Origin of the sequence: Paraburkholderia aspalathi (assembly GCF_905220735.1) — a bacterium.
GTDB lineage: Bacteria > Pseudomonadota > Gammaproteobacteria > Burkholderiales > Burkholderiaceae > Paraburkholderia > Paraburkholderia aspalathi.
Map to the genome: position 1 here is coordinate 178,098 of NZ_CAJNBA010000003.1, position 15,674 is coordinate 193,771.

The window sequence follows — 15,674 nt, forward strand, 5'->3', positions numbered from 1 at the left end:
CTGGGTTATCTGCAGAATTGTGAAACACCGGCTAAGATGCAGGATACAAGGGGTTAACTCTAATCAAGGCGCTGTATCTGACCCGGCGGACCGCCCTTGCGATAGTGGGCGGTTTCGAGCGCGCTCCACGAGTCGATACAGTTTTCGGAGCAAAGACACAATGCACACTGAGCTGAACCATGTGATGCCCTGGCGGATCGAGGATATCGACCTTACCCGCATAGATCGTCAGAAGGCCGTCGCTAATGAGGACCTGCTGCTTCTGCTGTGCGCCGCTTCGTTCATCGAAAGCGGTACCGATCTTTACACCAGCAATCTGAGCACGTTCTTCGACGGCGACCCCGAAGTGTCGGCCTGGCTCAACCAGGAATGGGAGCCGGAAGAAATGCAGCACGGCCGGGCCCTCAAGACGTATATCGCCTACGTCTGGCCTGAGTTCGATTGGGACACCGCCTTCCGCAAATTCATGGAGGAGTACTCGCTGACCTGCTCGGTCGAAGACTTCGAAAAGACCCGCGCGCTCGAGATGGTTGCGCGCTGTGTAGTGGAAACGGGTACCGCAACGCTGTATCGCGCGATTGGCGAATGTTCGGACGAGCCCGTGCTCAAGCAGATCACCGACAACATTCGCACTGACGAAGTCCGTCACTACAAGCACTTTTTCAAGTTCTTCAAGAAGTACAACAAGATCGAAGGCAATGGCCGTCTTGCGGTTCTCGGCGCGTTGATGCGACGTGTGATGGAGATCAAGAACGAAGACTCGGAGATCGCCTTGCGCCATGTCTTCGCGATTCGTTATCCGGAACGCGTGCACGATTCGGCCTATAACCGCGAACGGGCCGCGCGCATCAATGCGCTGGTTCGGCGCAATCTGTCGGCGGACATGTGCGTGAAGATGCTGCTTAAGCCGCTCGATCTGCCGGCCAAGATTCAGCCGGGCGTGCATTATCCGCTCGCCAAGATCACGCAGCACGTGTTCTTCCGCTGATGTTTTTCTGCTGAGTGCACGGTGCATGGATGAAGATGAATGGCCCGCTTGTGCGGGCCATTTGCTTTTCGAGGCATGATTGATCCTCGGCAGCCTTCGCAACCTCGGCAATCCGCCACTGACTGGATCGATACCATGAGCGACTCTCCTTCACCCGACCGTCCGCTTGAACAGAACGTGTTCGACGAATGGCCCGACGCCGTTCGCACGCTGTTCGACGGGTCGTCGCTGGCGAGCAAGACGGGGTTCACCGCGTCGCTGCTCACCGTCGATGCAAACGGCCATGTGCGCACGTCGCTGCTTGGCGTCGGCGAGTTGTACGCGCCGGATTCGCGCTCGCTGTGCATCGCATTGTGGCCGCAGGCTCGGGCGGCACGCGTGATCGCGCAAAACGGCCGGGCCGCGCTGACGTTCGTCTGCGACGAGGCGTTCTATCAGGTGCAGTTGCGTTTGACGCCGTTAGCGGGCGTGACAGGCGACGACAGCGGCCTCGTGTACCTCATCGGCTCGATCGACACAGCGGAGGCGCAGAGCGTGCGTTATGCGCGCCTGACGAGCGGCATCACGTTTGAACTGGAAGGGGAAGGGAAGGCGGTGCTCGATCGATGGGAGCGGCAGATCGAGCACCTGAAGCAGGCTGCCGCTGCGGCTAGCCGATAGTCTGCGACTACGGCGAGCGAGCGGCAGTGCTTGAAACTTAACGGCCGCGCTGACCGCTGCGCGTCGGCTGGCCGCCACGCGGCGCGTCGTTGCGCGGCTTTGCGCCACCCAGCAACGCACCCGGATTGCCGCCTTGCGGCTTTGCAGCCTGCGGTTTGCGCGGTGCATGTTGTGCGGCGCTACCTTCGTGCGCCGCGGCACGCGGCTGACCGTCATGGCGCTGACCGTCGCGGCGCGGCTGGCCGCCGTTACCGGCCGGCTTCGCCCCTTGCGGCTTCGGCTGTTGCTGACCATTCGCCGGACGCTGACCCGAACGTTGTGCGGGCTTGGCCGACGACGCGCCATCGCGGCGGCCGCCGTCACGCTGGCCACCGTCGCGTTTCGGCGCACCCTGGCTCTGGCGCGGCTGACGATTGCCACCGCCGCCACCACCACCCTGGCCACGGCGCAGAATCGGCTCCGGCTTCGCAGTCGGATCCGGCTCGAAACCGGCGATCACTTCCTGCGGCACCTGACGCTTGATCAGCTTCTCGATGTCCTTCAGCAGTTGCAATTCGTCGACGCACACCAGCGAAATCGCCTCGCCCGATGCGCCTGCACGACCCGTGCGGCCGATGCGGTGCACGTAGTCTTCCGGCACGTTCGGCAAATCGTAGTTGACCACGTGCGGCAGCTGATCGATATCGATACCGCGTGCGGCGATGTCGGTTGCGACCAGTACTTGCAGCGTGGCGTCCTTGAACTCGGCGAGCGCGCGCGTGCGGGCCGACTGGCTCTTGTTGCCGTGAATCGCCAGTGCGCTGATGCCGTCTTTCGTCAGCTGTTCGGCAAGGCGGTTCGCGCCGTGCTTGGTGCGCGTGAACACCAGCACCTGGAACCAGTTGTGTTGCTTGATGAGGTGCGTGAGCAGCTCACGCTTCTTATCGCGGTCGACCGGGTGAATCTTTTGTGCGACGAGTTCAGCCGTCGTGTTGCGACGGGCGACTTCGATCAGCGCCGGCGAGTCGAGCAGATTGTCGGCGAGCGTCTTGATCTCGTCCGAGAACGTAGCCGAGAACAGCAGGTTCTGACGCTTCGGCGGCAACTTCGCGAGCACGCGCTTGATGTCATGGATGAAGCCCATGTCCAGCATGCGGTCCGCTTCGTCGAGCACGAGAATCTCGAGATGCGACAGGTCGATGGTCTTCTGCTGCATGTGGTCGAGCAAACGGCCCGGCGTCGCGACGACGATGTCCACGCCGCTGCGCAGCGCGCCGATTTGCGGATTGATGCCGACGCCGCCGAACATCACGGTCGACTTCAGCTTCAGATACTTGCCGTAGGCGCGCACGCTTTCTTCGACTTGTGCGGCCAGCTCACGCGTCGGCGTGAGGATCAGTGCGCGGACAACGCGCTTGCCCGACGCCGTGGTGACAGCGGGCATGGTGTTCAGACGCTGCAGGATCGGCAGCGTGAAGCCGGCGGTCTTGCCGGTGCCGGTCTGCGCGCCGGCCAGCAGGTCGCCGCCGTTGAGCACGGCGGGGATTGCTTGTGTCTGGATCGGAGTCGGGGTGGTGTAGCCGAGTTCGTGTACAGCGCGGACCAGCGGTTCGGACAAGCCGAGGGAATCAAAAGACATAAATGCTCTTTGCAATGCAGTTTCGCGAACGGCACCAGACGGCACCCAATGGACCCAGGCGGGTACCAGCGGGTAAGGCACGGCATGAACACGCCTCTATGGCGCGTTCGAGGCCAAAGCCCAGTTCCGGTCGCAGAGAAATCGGCGGCACGCTCACAAGCGTGCCGAATGCTTCAACGCGCTATGAAGACACGTTGACTGGCCTTAAGTTGCATTTCGCCGCCGTGGGATGTCACGCGACGTAGCGCGCAACACTGACGAATTGACACAGACTGCCCGCCAGTACGAACAGGTGCCAGATACCATGTCCGTGCCGGATGCGCTCGTCGTTGATGAAGAAGTAGATGCCGGCGCTGTAGATGACCCCGCCGGCCACGAGCCAGGCGGTACCCGCTGCCGGTAAGGCTTGAACCAGCGGGCGGACGGCAACGAGCGCGAGCCATCCCATCAAGACATACAACACCATCGAAACGCTGCGGGTGCGTCGCCCGAGCGTCAGTTCCTGCACGATGCCGAGAGCGGCAAGCCCCCAGCTTACGCCGAATAGCGACCAGCCCCACGGTCCGCGCAAAGTGACCAGCGTGAACGGGGTGTAGCTGCCGGCGATCAACAGATAGATCGCCGAATGGTCGCATTTTTGCAGAACCGCTTTGACACGCGGGTTGCGCACGCTGTGGTAGAGCGTGGAGATAGCATACAGCACGAACAGCATCGCACCGTAGACGCTGAAACTCACCACCTTGTACGCGTCGCCGTCGAGCGCGCCCATTGTCACGAGCGTAGCCAGCCCCGCCACCGACAGCACGGCGCCGACGAGATGGGTAATGCTGTTGAAACGCTCACCGACATGCACGGCTCTTTCCTCCTGCGCGGTTTCATAAGGGTTTATACCCACATGATACCGGTCCTGCAAAAACGAAGGGCGCGGCCGCGTGATTCGCAGGCCGCGCCCCAGGTGCATCTGACGCTGCTTAGTCGAGCGGCGCCGAGCGCAGATCGGACACTTGCTGCGGCGACACAGCCGTACCGTGGTTGCCCCAGGACATACGAATGTACGTCACAACGGCGGCCACTTCCGTGTTCGACAGTGCCTGGGCGAACGGCGGCATGCCATACGGATGCGGGTTGGCGTCCGTGCTCGGCGGATAACCACCGTTCAGCACCATACGGATCGGGTTGACCGCCGACGGCATCTGGATCGACTGGTTGTTCGCGAGCGGCGGGAAGGCCGGCGGCATACCAAGACCATTTTCCGCGTGGCACTTCGCGCAGTTGTCAGCGTAGATCTTCTGACCTTGCTTCAACAGTTCGCCACCGAACTTTTCCGAGGTTTCGAGCTGCAGCGGTTCCGGCGCTTCGCTCTTCTGCGGAATCGTCTTCAGGTACGTGGCCATCGCGTTGATGTCTTCGTCCGACATGTACTGCAGGCTGTTGTGAACCACTTCAGCCATCGGACCGAACACCGCGCCGCGGTTCGACACACCGGTCTTCAGCAGATCGGCGATGTCTTTGGTCTCCCAGTCGCCGAGGCCGGCTTCCTTGTTCGACGTCAACGACGGTGCGTACCAGTTCTGCAGCGGGATCAAGCCGCCGGCAAACGCAGCCGAGCTGACCGGGCCGCCCATGGCGTTGATCGACGTGTGGCACATGCCGCAGTGGCCGAGGCCTTCGATCAGGTACGCACCACGGTTCCATTCGACCGACTTGGTCGGATCAGCCTTGTACTCGCCTTCGCGGAAGAACAGCGTGCGCCAGCCGATCAGCATGTTGCGCTGGTTGAACGGGAATTTCAGTTCGTGCGGACGGCTCGCCACATTGACCGGCGTAACCGAGCGCAGGTACGCGTAGATCGCGTCCGAGTCGGCGCGCGTGACCTTCGTGTAGCTCGTGAACGGGAAGCCCGGGTAAAGCAGGCTGCCGTCTTTCGAGCGGCCCGTGTGCATGGCGCGGTAGAAGTCGTCCTGCGTCCACTTGCCGATACCGTACTGGTCGTCAGGCGTGATGTTCGGCGTGAACATCGTGCCGAACGGCGTCAGCATGGGAAGGCCGCCGGCGAACTGCTTGCCGCCGCGCACCGTGTGGCAGGCGATACAGTCGCCGGCGCGGGCGAGGTACTCGCCCTTCTTGATCAGCGCGGCCTGGTCGGCGGGCGTTGCCGCCATGGCCGTGCCGTTATGCAGGTTGTCGCCGCCCGACCACAGGACGGGAACGAGTGCGGCAGCCGCAACGACGACGACTGCCGAGAGGGCGAACAAAGACTTGCGTTTCATTTGAGTGTCTCTCCCGGTGCCTTATTGCGGTTCGCTGCCGCAGGCAAGCGGAGTCTTCAACGAGCGGGCCGGAGCCGGCACGGGGTTTTGTGGAGCCTTTTGCGTGGAAAGCCAGGCAGCAACGGCGTTCACGTCTTCATCAGTCAGGCGGGTGGCGATGGTGTGCATGCAATCCGGTGCGATGGCGTGGCGCGAGCCCGAACGCCATGCGCCCAATTGCGCGCTGATGTAGTCAGCATGCAGGCCGACCAGACCCGGGATAGCGGGTTCCATGCCGGTCAGCGCCTTGCCGTGGCAAGCCGCGCACGCCGGAATCTGTTTGGATGCGTCGCCGTTCAGGACGATCTGCTGGCCGCGCGCAACGATGCTAGCCGACACGGTCGGCTTGGCCGGTGTGGGGTACGGCGGGCGTTGCTGCGAGAAGTACGTGGCGATTTGATGAAGGTAGTCGTCAGAAAGATACGTGACGAGGTAGTTCATGGGCGGGTACTTGCGGCGCCCTTCGCGGAAGTTCTGCAACTGGTTGTACAGATAGTCGGCCGGCTTGCCCGCCAGACGCGGGAAGTAGTCGTTGTCGGTACCTTGGCCGTGCGAACCGTGGCAAGCCGTGCAGCCTTGCACGCGCGCTTCCATCGTATCGGGGGCCTTCGGTTGAGTCTGCGCTTTCGCAGCGCTATAGACACCCGCGGAGCCGATCAGCAGAAGGGCAAGCAACGGGCGGAAAATGCGTCTTGAAGACACGCGTAACTCCATCAAAATCGGGGACCTGACCGAACTTCGAGCGGCTCGGTGTGAAGGGCAGCCGGCGCTGCGGCGACGCAGCATTCTATCATCGAAGGGTGATGGTGACTATTTGCCACATTAGAGAAGGTTCCGGGTGTCACAGCGATGCGACAGTTTGACGCGCGTCGTTGGCTGGCAAGCGGAGCGGGCGTCCCGATTCTATCCTCGGGATCGCGGACGCATGTTGCGTTCATGCCGGCTTGCATAACAAAGCAGGTTGAACCGACGCGCGCGCCGGCCATCGAAGCGTACACTTCCGGGCGCGCCGGCGTCCGTCCGACGCGGACGACCTTCGGCTCACCGTCTACCGTTTTACTTTCCACGAGCTATCTGCCTTACATGAAGCTATTCAATTTTTCCCGTCCGGCGCTCCATGCGTTGACGTTCGGCGCCGCGGCGCTGGTCATGACGTCCACGGCTTTCGCGCATGCGCATCTGGTGTCGAGCGAGCCTGCGGCAAACGCCGAAGTGGCCGCTGCCACTGAAGTGACGATCCATTTCACCGAGCCGCTCGAACCGGCGTTCAGCCGGATCGAACTGAGCGACGCGAGCGGCAAGCCCGCCGCACCGGCTGCGTCGCAAGTCGACCAAAGTGACGCAAAGGTGATGCACCTGGCGCTGCCGCAACTGACGGCCGGCCGCTACGCGGTGCACTGGATCGCGGTAGCCACGGACGGCCACCGTACGCAAGGCAACTTCGCGTTCATCGTCAAATGAGCATGGACGGACTGTGGATCGGGCAGGTCGCGATGGCCGCGCTCATGAATGTCGCGTTTGCGTTTGCCGTCGGTTCGGCGCTGCTCAGCGCCTGGCTCGCCAAGGACGCGCAGAGCAAGATCAACCCCGCACGGCCCGCCTGGTTGCGCGCGCAACGGTCGATGCTGACGGCATCCGTCGTGCTGGTGCTCGCGGACCTGGGCTGGCTGCTGTATCAGGCGGCGTCGATGAGCGGCGTCGCGTTGCCGGCGGCGATTGGCGTGGTGCCGACTGTCTTGACGCAAACCCATGTCGGTTACGGCTGGAGCGTGGCGTTCGCCGGCGCGCTGGTGCTGCTGGGCACGGCCATGGCCAGTCATACGGGTATGCTGCGCAATGCGCTGCTGTGGCTCGCGGTGATCGCGATCGCGGCAGGCAAGGCGTCGCTCGGACATGCGGCCGATGCCGGTCCGGCTTCGGCGGCGATCGGCATGCAGACGCTGCATGTGCTGGTGACGAGCGTCTGGGGCGGACTGGCGATGGCGGCGGGGCTCGCGGTATTGCCCGCGCTCGGCACGTCGACCGCACGCGGGATGCTGATCCGCACGGCGACCCAGGTGTCGAGCGTATCTGTGGTGGCGGTCGGGCTGGTGCTGCTCACCGGGATCTTCAACGCCGTGCGTGGCTCGGGCGGCTCGTTCGAAGCCATCGAGATGAGCACATGGGGCCATGTGCTGACGCTGAAGCTTGCGTTAGTCGCGCTCGCGCTGGTGCTCGGCGGGCTCAATCGTTTCTCGGCGCTGCCGCGCCTGCGCCGCACGGCCTCGACGATGGACGCGCATACCTTCGTCAACGTGCTGTATCTCGAAGCGCTGGCGATAATCGGTGTGTTTGTCGCGGCGGCAGTCTTGTCGCACAGCGTGCCGGCATTCGCCGCGTTGGGCAGTTAAGGCTAAAAAAAGCGCCGCACAGCAAAGGCGTGCGGCGCAATACACACGGTCGCCCGGCGGTGGCCGGCTGATCCGTTACTGCCCTCTAGGCGGTGAACGCGTTGTGCGCCCGTTCCAGCGTCTCTTCCGGAAACATTTCCTGCTGCAGTTCGCCGTCGTTGCCGAACCACTGGCAGATCAACCAGTTGCCCGGCGCGAACAGCACCGGTCCGCTCCAGGTGGCGGTCATCGGACGTCCACCGGATTTGAGCGTCAGGACGTCGCCGGCCCGGTAGGCAGGCTTCGCGGGGCTCGCAGGTTTCTTTCGCAGTCGCATGATGAGCGTCCGTTCGACGAAACCGATCATTCGAGGCCGAGCCGGTGTCCGAGAATCGGCGCGCAGAAGAGCGCGATCGCGCAGCCCGCGGCTTTGCCTTCCAGTTCCGCGCCGGCGGCACGCGAGCCATACATGTGGGTGAGCAGGTCGAAGAGTTGCGGCAGGCAGTACAGCACCGCGGCCGCGATAAAGCATTTTTCGACTACCGAGATGCGCCAGCCGCGTTCATACGCGAGCATCGCGCCGAAGATGCGAAGCACGCCGAACACCACCAGCGCGCCGACGGCGGCCTGTTCGCGGATCAGATAGTCTGGAAGGAATTCGCCCATGATGTTCCCCGATGCATTTGTCGTTCTGAATGCATTTGAGCAAGGAGCGGGCCATGCGTATGTCTGATGCCGAACAAACGGCTTGAAAGCCTTTATGGATAAGGCTTTGCGGGTGATGCGATCAAACCGGAAAAGTGCCGGAAAGGGCGTATTCCGGCGGCTTCGGTCCGTGGTGTTACGTAACTGAGACGGCGCACGCTACGTCTGCCGTAACGTGCGCGCCGGCTATTACCATTCCGCGACGCTGCCATCCTCATGGCGCCACACCGGATTGCGCCAGCGGTGGCCGACCTTCGCCATCTCGCGCACCTTCTCTTCGTTCACTTCGATGCCGAGGCCCGGGCCTTGCGGAATCGATACGAAGCCGTCTTCGTATTTGAAGACTTCGGGGTTCTTGATGTAGTCGAGCAGGTCGTTGCCCTGGTTGTAGTGAATGCCCAGGCTCTGTTCCTGGATGAACGCGTTGTAGCTCACTGCGTCGATCTGCAGGCAGGTGGCCAAAGCGATCGGGCCGAGCGGGCAGTGCAGCGCGAGCGCGACGTCGTACGCCTCGGCCATCGAGGCGATCTTGCGACATTCGGTAATCCCGCCCGCGTGCGACGCGTCCGGCTGGATGATGTCGACGTAGCCGCCCGACAGGATGTGCTTGAAGTCCCAGCGCGAATACAGACGTTCACCCAAAGCGATCGGCGTGTTGGTCTGGTTGACGATGTCGCGCAAGGCTTCCGCGTTTTCCGACAGCACCGGCTCTTCGATGAAGAGCAGCTTGTACGGGTCGAGTTCTTTGGCCAGCACCTTCGCCATCGGCTTATGCACGCGGCCGTGGAAGTCCACGCCGATGCCGATGTTCGGTCCCACCGCTTCGCGCACGGCGGCGACGTTGTTGATGACGCCTTGCACCTTGTCGAAGGTGTCGATGATCTGCAACTCTTCGGAGCCGTTCATCTTCACGGCCTTGAAGCCGCGTTCGACCACGGCGCGAGCATTGTTTGCGACGTCGCTCGGACGGTCGCCGCCGATCCACGAATACACCTTGATCTTGTCGCGCACCTGGCCGCCGAGCAGCGCGTGAATCGGCACGCCATGATGCTTGCCCTTGATGTCCCACAGCGCCTGGTCGACGCCGGCGATCGCGCTCATGGTGATCGGGCCGCCGCGGTAGAAGCCCGAGCGATACATCACCTGCCAGTGATCTTCGATCAGCAGCGGGTCTTTGCCGATCAGATAGTCGGACAGTTCCTCGACGGCGGCGGCCACCGTATGCGCGCGGCCTTCGACCACCGGCTCGCCCCAGCCGACGATGCCTTCATCCGTCTCGATCTTCAGGAAGCACCAACGCGGCGGGACGATAAAGGTTTCGAGCTTGGTGATTTTCATGATGTGTGTCTCCTTGCGGCTTGGGTGCCTGCGTGTGCGGGCAATTTCGAGGATTCACATGCTACAACAAAAGTGCGATTAAGTACTATTAATAGTACTATTGGCCAAATAGTGGCTGGCGACGACGAGGTCGCAACTGAACGCCGCCGAGCATGCCAACCCGGCAACGGCGCTGAATTCAGAAGTTGGCAAGTGGAGATACCGGATAATCGCGGTCGTTCCGGGCTCAGGTCCAATATCAATAGCGCCGAGAGGCCGCTGGGAGAAAGCTATTCAGCACGATCTGCATGGGCGCGTCGCCCATCTGCTGGCGACCGCGATTCTGCGCGGCGACTACGCGCCCGATTCGATCCTGCCGCGTGAGGCGGAGTTGATGGACACCTTCGGCGTGAGTCGGACAGTGTTGCGCGAAGCGCTGCGTACGCTGACGTCGAAAGGGCTGATCGAATCGCGTCCCCGGGTGGGCACGCGGGTGCGGCCGAAACATGCATGGAATCTGCTCGATGTCGATGTGCTCGACTGGTATTCGCGCGTCGCCGAACCGATGGCCTTTGCGCTCAAGCTGCAGGAAATGCGCGAGATGATCGAGCCGTACGCGGCGGGGCTGGCGGCGGCCTCGCATACGGACGGCACCTTCAATGCGCTCGCGGCAGCGCATGCGTCGATGGTCGGGGCGCGTAACGTCGATGAATGGGTGCGCGCCGATCTGCAGTTTCATCTAAGCGTGCTGACGGCCTGCAGCAACGAATTGCTGATTCCGCTCGGCACGCTGATCGAGCGCACATTGGAAGCGCAGCTCCGCCTGAACGCGAAACGCGCGGACGTGTTCAATGCGTCGCTGGCCGAACACACGGCGGTGTTCGAAGCGATCCGCGACCGTGATGCAACGGCGGCGCGAGAGGCAATGGCCGGATTGCTGGGCGTGACGCGAGGGAGAATCGAAGCGTGAGCGTGGCGCGAAAGCTCTGCCGCTCCCGCTTGACGCCATCATCATGCTCAATCCATCGCCGCGTGCGCCACTGATGCATCCGGCGCCTGGCGCGCTGGTCGGATCAACAGCAGCAGTGGAATGACCAGTAGCGTCGCCACGAACATCAGCTTGAAGTCATTCAGATACGCGATCATCGACGCCTGCTGCGTAATCGACGCATTCAGCGCGGCCAGGTCGTAATTCGAGCCGCTATTGAGCATCGGCTGGATTGCCGGATTGAACGGCGTGACATTCGCTGCGAGGTCGGCATGCGAGACCTGCGTGTTGCGGGTCATCAGCGTCTGCACGATCGAAATGCCAATACTGCTGCCAATATTGCGCATCAGGCTGTACGTCGCGGTGCCGTCCGCGCGCAGTTCGGGCGTGAGCGTGGAGAAGGTCAGCGCGCTCAATGGCACGAACACGAGGCCGAGACCAAAGCCCTGAATCACGCCAGGCCAGATGATGTCCGATTCCGACAACACGATCGTGTACTGCATCATCTGCCACAGTGCGAACGCGGAGATCAGGAAGCCGGCGAGCAGGAGAAGCCGCGCGTCGATCCGCTTCAATAGCCGTCCGGCGAACAGCATCGCCACCATGGTTCCCGCGCCGCTCGGCGCTGTGACGAGACCCGTGGTCGCCACGGGATAGTTCATCAGGTTTTGCAGCATCGGCGGCAGCAACGCACGCGTCGCATACATCACCGCGCCGATCACGAAGATGAAGAACGTGCCGGTGGCGAAGTTCGGGTCCTTCAGCAATTCGTATTTGAAGAACGATTTCTTGCCGACCGTGGCCGTATGCACGAGGAAGAACGCGAAGCTGATCGCCGCGAGTAGCGCCTCGATGACGATCTCATTCGAGCCGAACCAGTCGAGTTGCTCGCCGCGGTCGAGCATCGCCTGCAGCGCGCCGATCGCGAGACCCAGGGTGGCAAAGCCGAATGCGTCGAACTTCGCATCGTGCTTCGGTTCACGCGCGGGCAGGAAGGTCGCCACGCCGAACAGCGCGAACGCACCGATCGGTACGTTGATGAAAAACACCCAGCGCCAGTTGTAGCTATCGGTGAGCCAGCCGCCGAGCGTCGGCCCGAGAATCGGTCCGACCATCACGCCCATACCCCACACCGCCATCGCCTGGCCCTGCTTTTCGCGCGGATTGATGTCGAGCAGGATCGATTGCGACAGTGGCACCAGCGAGGCCCCGAAAATCCCCTGCAGCAAACGCGATGCGACGATCTGCGTCAGCGTTTCCGACAAGCCGCATAGCGCCGAGGCCACCGTGAAGCCGCCGATCGCGAAGATCAGCAGCCGCTTGACGCTCAGCCGGTCGGATAGCCAGCCGGTCAGCGGCGTGGCGATCGCGGCCGCGACGATGTACGACGTCAGCACCCACGTGATCTCATCCTGCGACGCCGACAGCGTGCCTTGCATGTGCGGCAGTGCGACGTTGGCGATGGTGCTGTCGAGCGTCTGGATCAGCGTTGCGAGCATGATCGAGACGGTGATCATCGGCCGATTGAGCGGGGCGGCGCTCGTCGACGCGGAGTCGGTTGACATGGGAGAGCAGGACCTTCGATATAGTAAGCATGCTTATTATATTGGCTGCAAATGCATCCGCCCACCAGGATTTATGCGGAGCCTGAATTACGCCCGCTGCGCCGGTTTTGCAGCCATTCCGACGATGACAAACGAAACCCTTTCGTATAATCGGCGCATGACTACCCAACTCGAAGAGCGCTTCGGCTTTCTGATTTCCGACGTCGGCCGCCTGACAGGCAAGCGTTTCGACGATCTCGCGAAGTCATCGGTCGATCTGACGCGCGCGCAGTGCCGCGTGCTGGCCAATCTCGCCCATTACGGCGACGTCAATCAGGCGCGGCTCGCGGACCTGCTCGAAGTCGCGCCGATTTCGGCGGGGCGTCTGCTGGACCGGATGGAAGAGGGCGGCTGGATCGAGCGCACGGCCAATCCGGAGGATCGCCGCGAACGCCAGGTGCGCATGACACCGAAGGCCGAGCGCACGCTCGGCAAGGCCCGCAAAGTGGGCGATGAAGTTGCGCTCGAAGCGCTGAACGGTTTTACCGACGAAGAAGCGAAGCAGCTCATCGCGCTGCTGCAACGGGTGCGCGGGAATCTCAGCCGACTGGTGGATCGGTGAGTGTGGGGCTTGGCCGTTTTTGTTAGGGCAGCACCGGGCTAAGACACTGCAAAGGAGCTGGCGCAAGCCAGCTCCTTTTTTAGTTGCGGGCGTTAAAGCCGATGGCTCGATTGTGCAAAGTCATCCGTCTATTTGGATTCGGGGGCAGCACCCGACGGCTGAACCAGTTCGAAGCACGCAGCCTTCGATTTCGCATCGGACGACGACGGGTCGAGACATTTGAACGCGCTCTGATCGCGCTGAACGAAGATCGTGTCGGTTGGGCCGGCGTTGCCGCGCACGCCGTTCACAACGGCGACGATTTTGTAGCCGTCCTGCAGCAAGGTCGAGAGCGTGAGCGAACTGGCGCGCCACTGACTGTCGGGCGGCGTCTGGGCGTTGGCGGAGAGCGGCGATGCGGCGGCGAGAAGCGTGCTGGATGCGGTGGCCACGGCAAGCGCGGCGGTACGGAACGTCATCAAGAAACCTCCTTGAAGTTGCTGTTTGGGAAAGCCAAAACAAAAAAGCCGCTGACCTTGTGGATCAGCGGCTTCTTCTTGCAACTGGTGGCGAATCAGGGACTCGAACCCCGGACCTGCGGATTATGATTCCGTCGCTCTAACCAACTGAGCTAATTCGCCGAAAGAAGCGAGATTATGAGGATAGGGCCGGAGGCTGTCAACCCCCGGCCCGCAACTTTTTTAAATTGCCCGGACTGTCAGGCGTTTCAGTCCTTCGCGTAGATGTCCGAGTCCTTGGTTTCCTTCACGAACAGCACGCCGATCACGAGCGTGATGAGCGCGACCACAATCGGATACCACAGCCCCGAGTAGATGTTGCCCTTGGCCGCCACGATCGCGAAGGCGGTCGCCGGCAGGAAGCCGCCGAACCAGCCATTGCCGATGTGATACGGCAGCGACATCGAGGTATAGCGGATGCGCGTCGGGAACATCTCCACCAGCATCGCCGCAATCGGCCCGTAGACCATCGTCACGTAGATCATCATGATCGTCAGGATCACCACGCTCATCGGCCAGTTGATCTGCGACGGATCGGCCTTCGGTGGATAGCCGGCGGTCTTCAGCGTGGTCGCAAGAGTCTTGTCGAACACCTTGCCCTGGTCCTTGGCGTCGGCGGCCTTGCCGTCATACGTGTTGATCACCGTATCGCCGACCTTGATCTCCGCTAGCGAGCCGGCAGGCGCGGCGACGTTCTCGTAGTTCAAGCCGGCTTTCGAGAGCGCGCTCTTGGCGATATCGCAGGAGCTCGTGAACTTCGCCGTGCCGACCGGATTGAACTGGAACGAACACTCATCCGGGTTCGCGATCACGACAATCGGGGACTTCGCCGTGGCCGCTTCCAGCGCCGGGTTCGTGTAGTGACTCAGCGCCTTGAACAGCGGGAAGTACGTGCAGGCAGCAATCAGCAGGCCGGCCATGATGATCGGCTTGCGGCCGATGCGGTCCGACAGCGAGCCGAAGAACAGGAAGAACGGCGTGCCGATCAGGAGCGCGATCGCGATCAGGATGTTGGCCGTCGCGCCGTCGACCTTCAGCGTCTGCGTCAGGAAGAACAGCGTGTAGAACTGACCCGTGTACCAGACCACGGCCTGGCCGGCGGTCAGGCCGATCAGCGCGAGAATCACGATCTTCAGGTTCTTCCATTGACCGAACGCTTCGGACAGTGGCGCCTTCGAGGTTTTGCCTTCGGCCTTGATGCGCTCGAACACCGGCGATTCATGCAGTTGCAGACGAATCCACACCGACACGCCGAGCAGGATGATCGACGCGATGAACGGAATGCGCCAGCCCCATGCGCCGAACGCGTCTTCGCCCATGGCCGTGCGCACGCCGAGAATCACCAGCAGCGAGAGGAACAGGCCGAGCGTGGCAGTCGTCTGGATCCATGCGGTGTAGAAGCCTCGGCGTCCCGCCGGCGCATGTTCCGCGACGTAGGTGGCCGCACCGCCGTACTCGCCGCCGAGTGCGAGGCCTTGCAGCATCCGCATCGCGATGAAGATCACTGGCGACACAATGCCGATCGACGCATAGCCGGGCAGGAAGCCGACCAGGAAGGTCGACAGACCCATGATCACGATCGTGATGAGGAACGTGTATTTGCGCCCGACCATATCGCCGAGGCGGCCGAATACGATCGCGCCGAACGGCCGAACTGCGAAACCTGCGGCGAAGCTGAGGAGCGTGAAGATGAAAGCGGCAGTCGGATTGACGCCGGAGAAGAAGCTCTTGCTGATGAAGATGGCGAGTGAGCCGGCCAGATAGAAGTCGTACCACTCGAAAACCGTACCCAGCGACGACGCGAAGATCACCCGCTTCTCTTCTTTCGTCATTGGCACGTGCGAGATTTGCCCGCCAACGGTAGCCATATGTTGTCTCCAATATTGATATGTGCACGCGGTCCGCCGGCAAAGGCGTTCCCGTGAAACCGATTATTGGAGTGGAAACTTACGGCGTACTGACGTGGAGGGGTGAAATGGCAGTTTCCGGTGTGCGGAGGGAAATCCCATCAAAATTCAGCAACTGGCGGTTAAGTTCTTATAATTTTTGACAAACGT

Annotated in this window: 16 protein-coding genes and 1 tRNA gene; 6 read left to right on the plus strand and 11 right to left on the minus strand. The window is 62.1% G+C overall.

Going from position 1 to position 15,674, the window contains the following annotated elements; all coding sequences use genetic code 11:
* Positions 1–160: 160 nt before the first annotated feature.
* Positions 161–988, plus strand: a complete 828-nt coding sequence (locus KHO30_RS19630; RefSeq protein ID WP_211701923.1) for a ferritin-like domain-containing protein — start codon at positions 161–163, stop codon at positions 986–988.
* A gap of 135 nt (positions 989–1,123) precedes the next feature.
* The gene (locus KHO30_RS19635; RefSeq protein WP_093635534.1) at positions 1,124–1,648 is read left to right on the plus strand and encodes a pyridoxamine 5'-phosphate oxidase family protein; all 525 of its coding nucleotides are present in this window, start codon (positions 1,124–1,126) and stop codon (positions 1,646–1,648) included.
* Positions 1,649–1,685: 37 nt separating this feature from the next.
* On the opposite strand, the gene KHO30_RS19640 is transcribed toward KHO30_RS19635, so the two are convergent.
* The 4 genes from KHO30_RS19640 to KHO30_RS19655 all read right to left on the minus strand — a co-directional run bounded on the left by KHO30_RS19640 (position 1,686) and on the right by KHO30_RS19655 (position 6,289).
* Positions 1,686–3,266, minus strand: a complete 1,581-nt coding sequence (locus tag KHO30_RS19640) for a DEAD/DEAH box helicase (RefSeq protein WP_211701924.1) — start codon at positions 3,264–3,266, stop codon at positions 1,686–1,688.
* 232 nt (positions 3,267–3,498) lie between these two features.
* Positions 3,499–4,119 carry a PAQR family membrane homeostasis protein TrhA gene (gene trhA, locus KHO30_RS19645; protein WP_093635539.1) on the minus strand — a complete coding sequence of 207 codons (621 nt, stop codon included), beginning with the start codon at positions 4,117–4,119 and terminating at the stop codon, positions 3,499–3,501.
* A gap of 118 nt (positions 4,120–4,237) precedes the next feature.
* Positions 4,238–5,536 (minus strand): c-type cytochrome, encoded by a 1,299-nt coding sequence (locus tag KHO30_RS19650; protein ID WP_200650528.1) that lies wholly within the window; start codon positions 5,534–5,536, stop codon positions 4,238–4,240.
* Positions 5,537–5,557: 21 nt separating this feature from the next.
* Complete coding sequence (locus tag KHO30_RS19655) at positions 5,558–6,289, minus strand: c-type cytochrome (RefSeq protein ID WP_093635543.1); 732 nt, start codon at positions 6,287–6,289, stop codon at positions 5,558–5,560.
* Positions 6,290–6,658: 369 nt separating this feature from the next.
* Here KHO30_RS19655 and copC point away from each other — a divergent pair, with 369 nt between their 5' ends.
* Positions 6,659–7,036 (plus strand): copper homeostasis periplasmic binding protein CopC, encoded by a 378-nt coding sequence (gene copC / locus KHO30_RS19660; protein WP_175050779.1) that lies wholly within the window; start codon positions 6,659–6,661, stop codon positions 7,034–7,036.
* On the plus strand, positions 7,033–7,965 hold the full coding sequence (locus KHO30_RS19665; protein WP_211701925.1) for a CopD family protein: 933 nt from the start codon (positions 7,033–7,035) through the stop codon (positions 7,963–7,965). Before copC ends, KHO30_RS19665 begins: the two co-directional genes overlap by 4 nt.
* An 85-nt stretch (positions 7,966–8,050) precedes the next feature.
* Here KHO30_RS19665 and KHO30_RS19670 read toward each other — a convergent pair whose 3' ends face one another.
* From KHO30_RS19670 to dgoD, 3 genes are all read right to left on the minus strand, one after another.
* Positions 8,051–8,281 (minus strand): YodC family protein, encoded by a 231-nt coding sequence (locus KHO30_RS19670; RefSeq protein ID WP_093635754.1) that lies wholly within the window; start codon positions 8,279–8,281, stop codon positions 8,051–8,053.
* Between the two features lie 26 nt (positions 8,282–8,307).
* Positions 8,308–8,610 (minus strand): hypothetical protein, encoded by a 303-nt coding sequence (locus KHO30_RS19675; RefSeq protein ID WP_093635549.1) that lies wholly within the window; start codon positions 8,608–8,610, stop codon positions 8,308–8,310.
* A 228-nt stretch (positions 8,611–8,838) separates the two neighbouring features.
* Positions 8,839–9,987, minus strand: a complete 1,149-nt coding sequence (dgoD, locus tag KHO30_RS19680; RefSeq protein ID WP_012434262.1) for a galactonate dehydratase — start codon at positions 9,985–9,987, stop codon at positions 8,839–8,841.
* A 241-nt stretch (positions 9,988–10,228) separates the two neighbouring features.
* Here dgoD and KHO30_RS19685 point away from each other — a divergent pair, with 241 nt between their 5' ends.
* The gene (locus tag KHO30_RS19685) at positions 10,229–10,936 is read left to right on the plus strand and encodes a FadR/GntR family transcriptional regulator (protein ID WP_200618259.1); all 708 of its coding nucleotides are present in this window, start codon (positions 10,229–10,231) and stop codon (positions 10,934–10,936) included.
* 47 nt (positions 10,937–10,983) lie between these two features.
* Here KHO30_RS19685 and KHO30_RS19690 read toward each other — a convergent pair whose 3' ends face one another.
* Positions 10,984–12,519, minus strand: coding sequence for a DHA2 family efflux MFS transporter permease subunit (locus KHO30_RS19690; RefSeq protein WP_211701926.1), 1,536 nt, complete (start codon positions 12,517–12,519; stop codon positions 10,984–10,986).
* A gap of 157 nt (positions 12,520–12,676) precedes the next feature.
* Here KHO30_RS19690 and KHO30_RS19695 point away from each other — a divergent pair, with 157 nt between their 5' ends.
* Positions 12,677–13,120, plus strand: a complete 444-nt coding sequence (locus KHO30_RS19695; RefSeq protein WP_054034675.1) for a MarR family winged helix-turn-helix transcriptional regulator — start codon at positions 12,677–12,679, stop codon at positions 13,118–13,120.
* Positions 13,121–13,248: 128 nt separating this feature from the next.
* Here the strand turns inward: KHO30_RS19695 and KHO30_RS19700 are convergent, their stop codons facing one another.
* The 3 genes from KHO30_RS19700 to KHO30_RS19710 form a co-directional block, all read right to left on the minus strand.
* Positions 13,249–13,578, minus strand: coding sequence for a hypothetical protein (locus KHO30_RS19700; protein WP_211701927.1), 330 nt, complete (start codon positions 13,576–13,578; stop codon positions 13,249–13,251).
* A gap of 85 nt (positions 13,579–13,663) precedes the next feature.
* A tRNA-Met gene (locus KHO30_RS19705) sits at positions 13,664–13,740 on the minus strand.
* Between the two features lie 86 nt (positions 13,741–13,826).
* A complete protein-coding gene (locus tag KHO30_RS19710; protein WP_200650533.1) occupies positions 13,827–15,485 on the minus strand; it encodes an MFS transporter in 1,659 nt (552 codons plus the stop codon).
* Positions 15,486–15,674 lie beyond the last annotated feature (189 nt).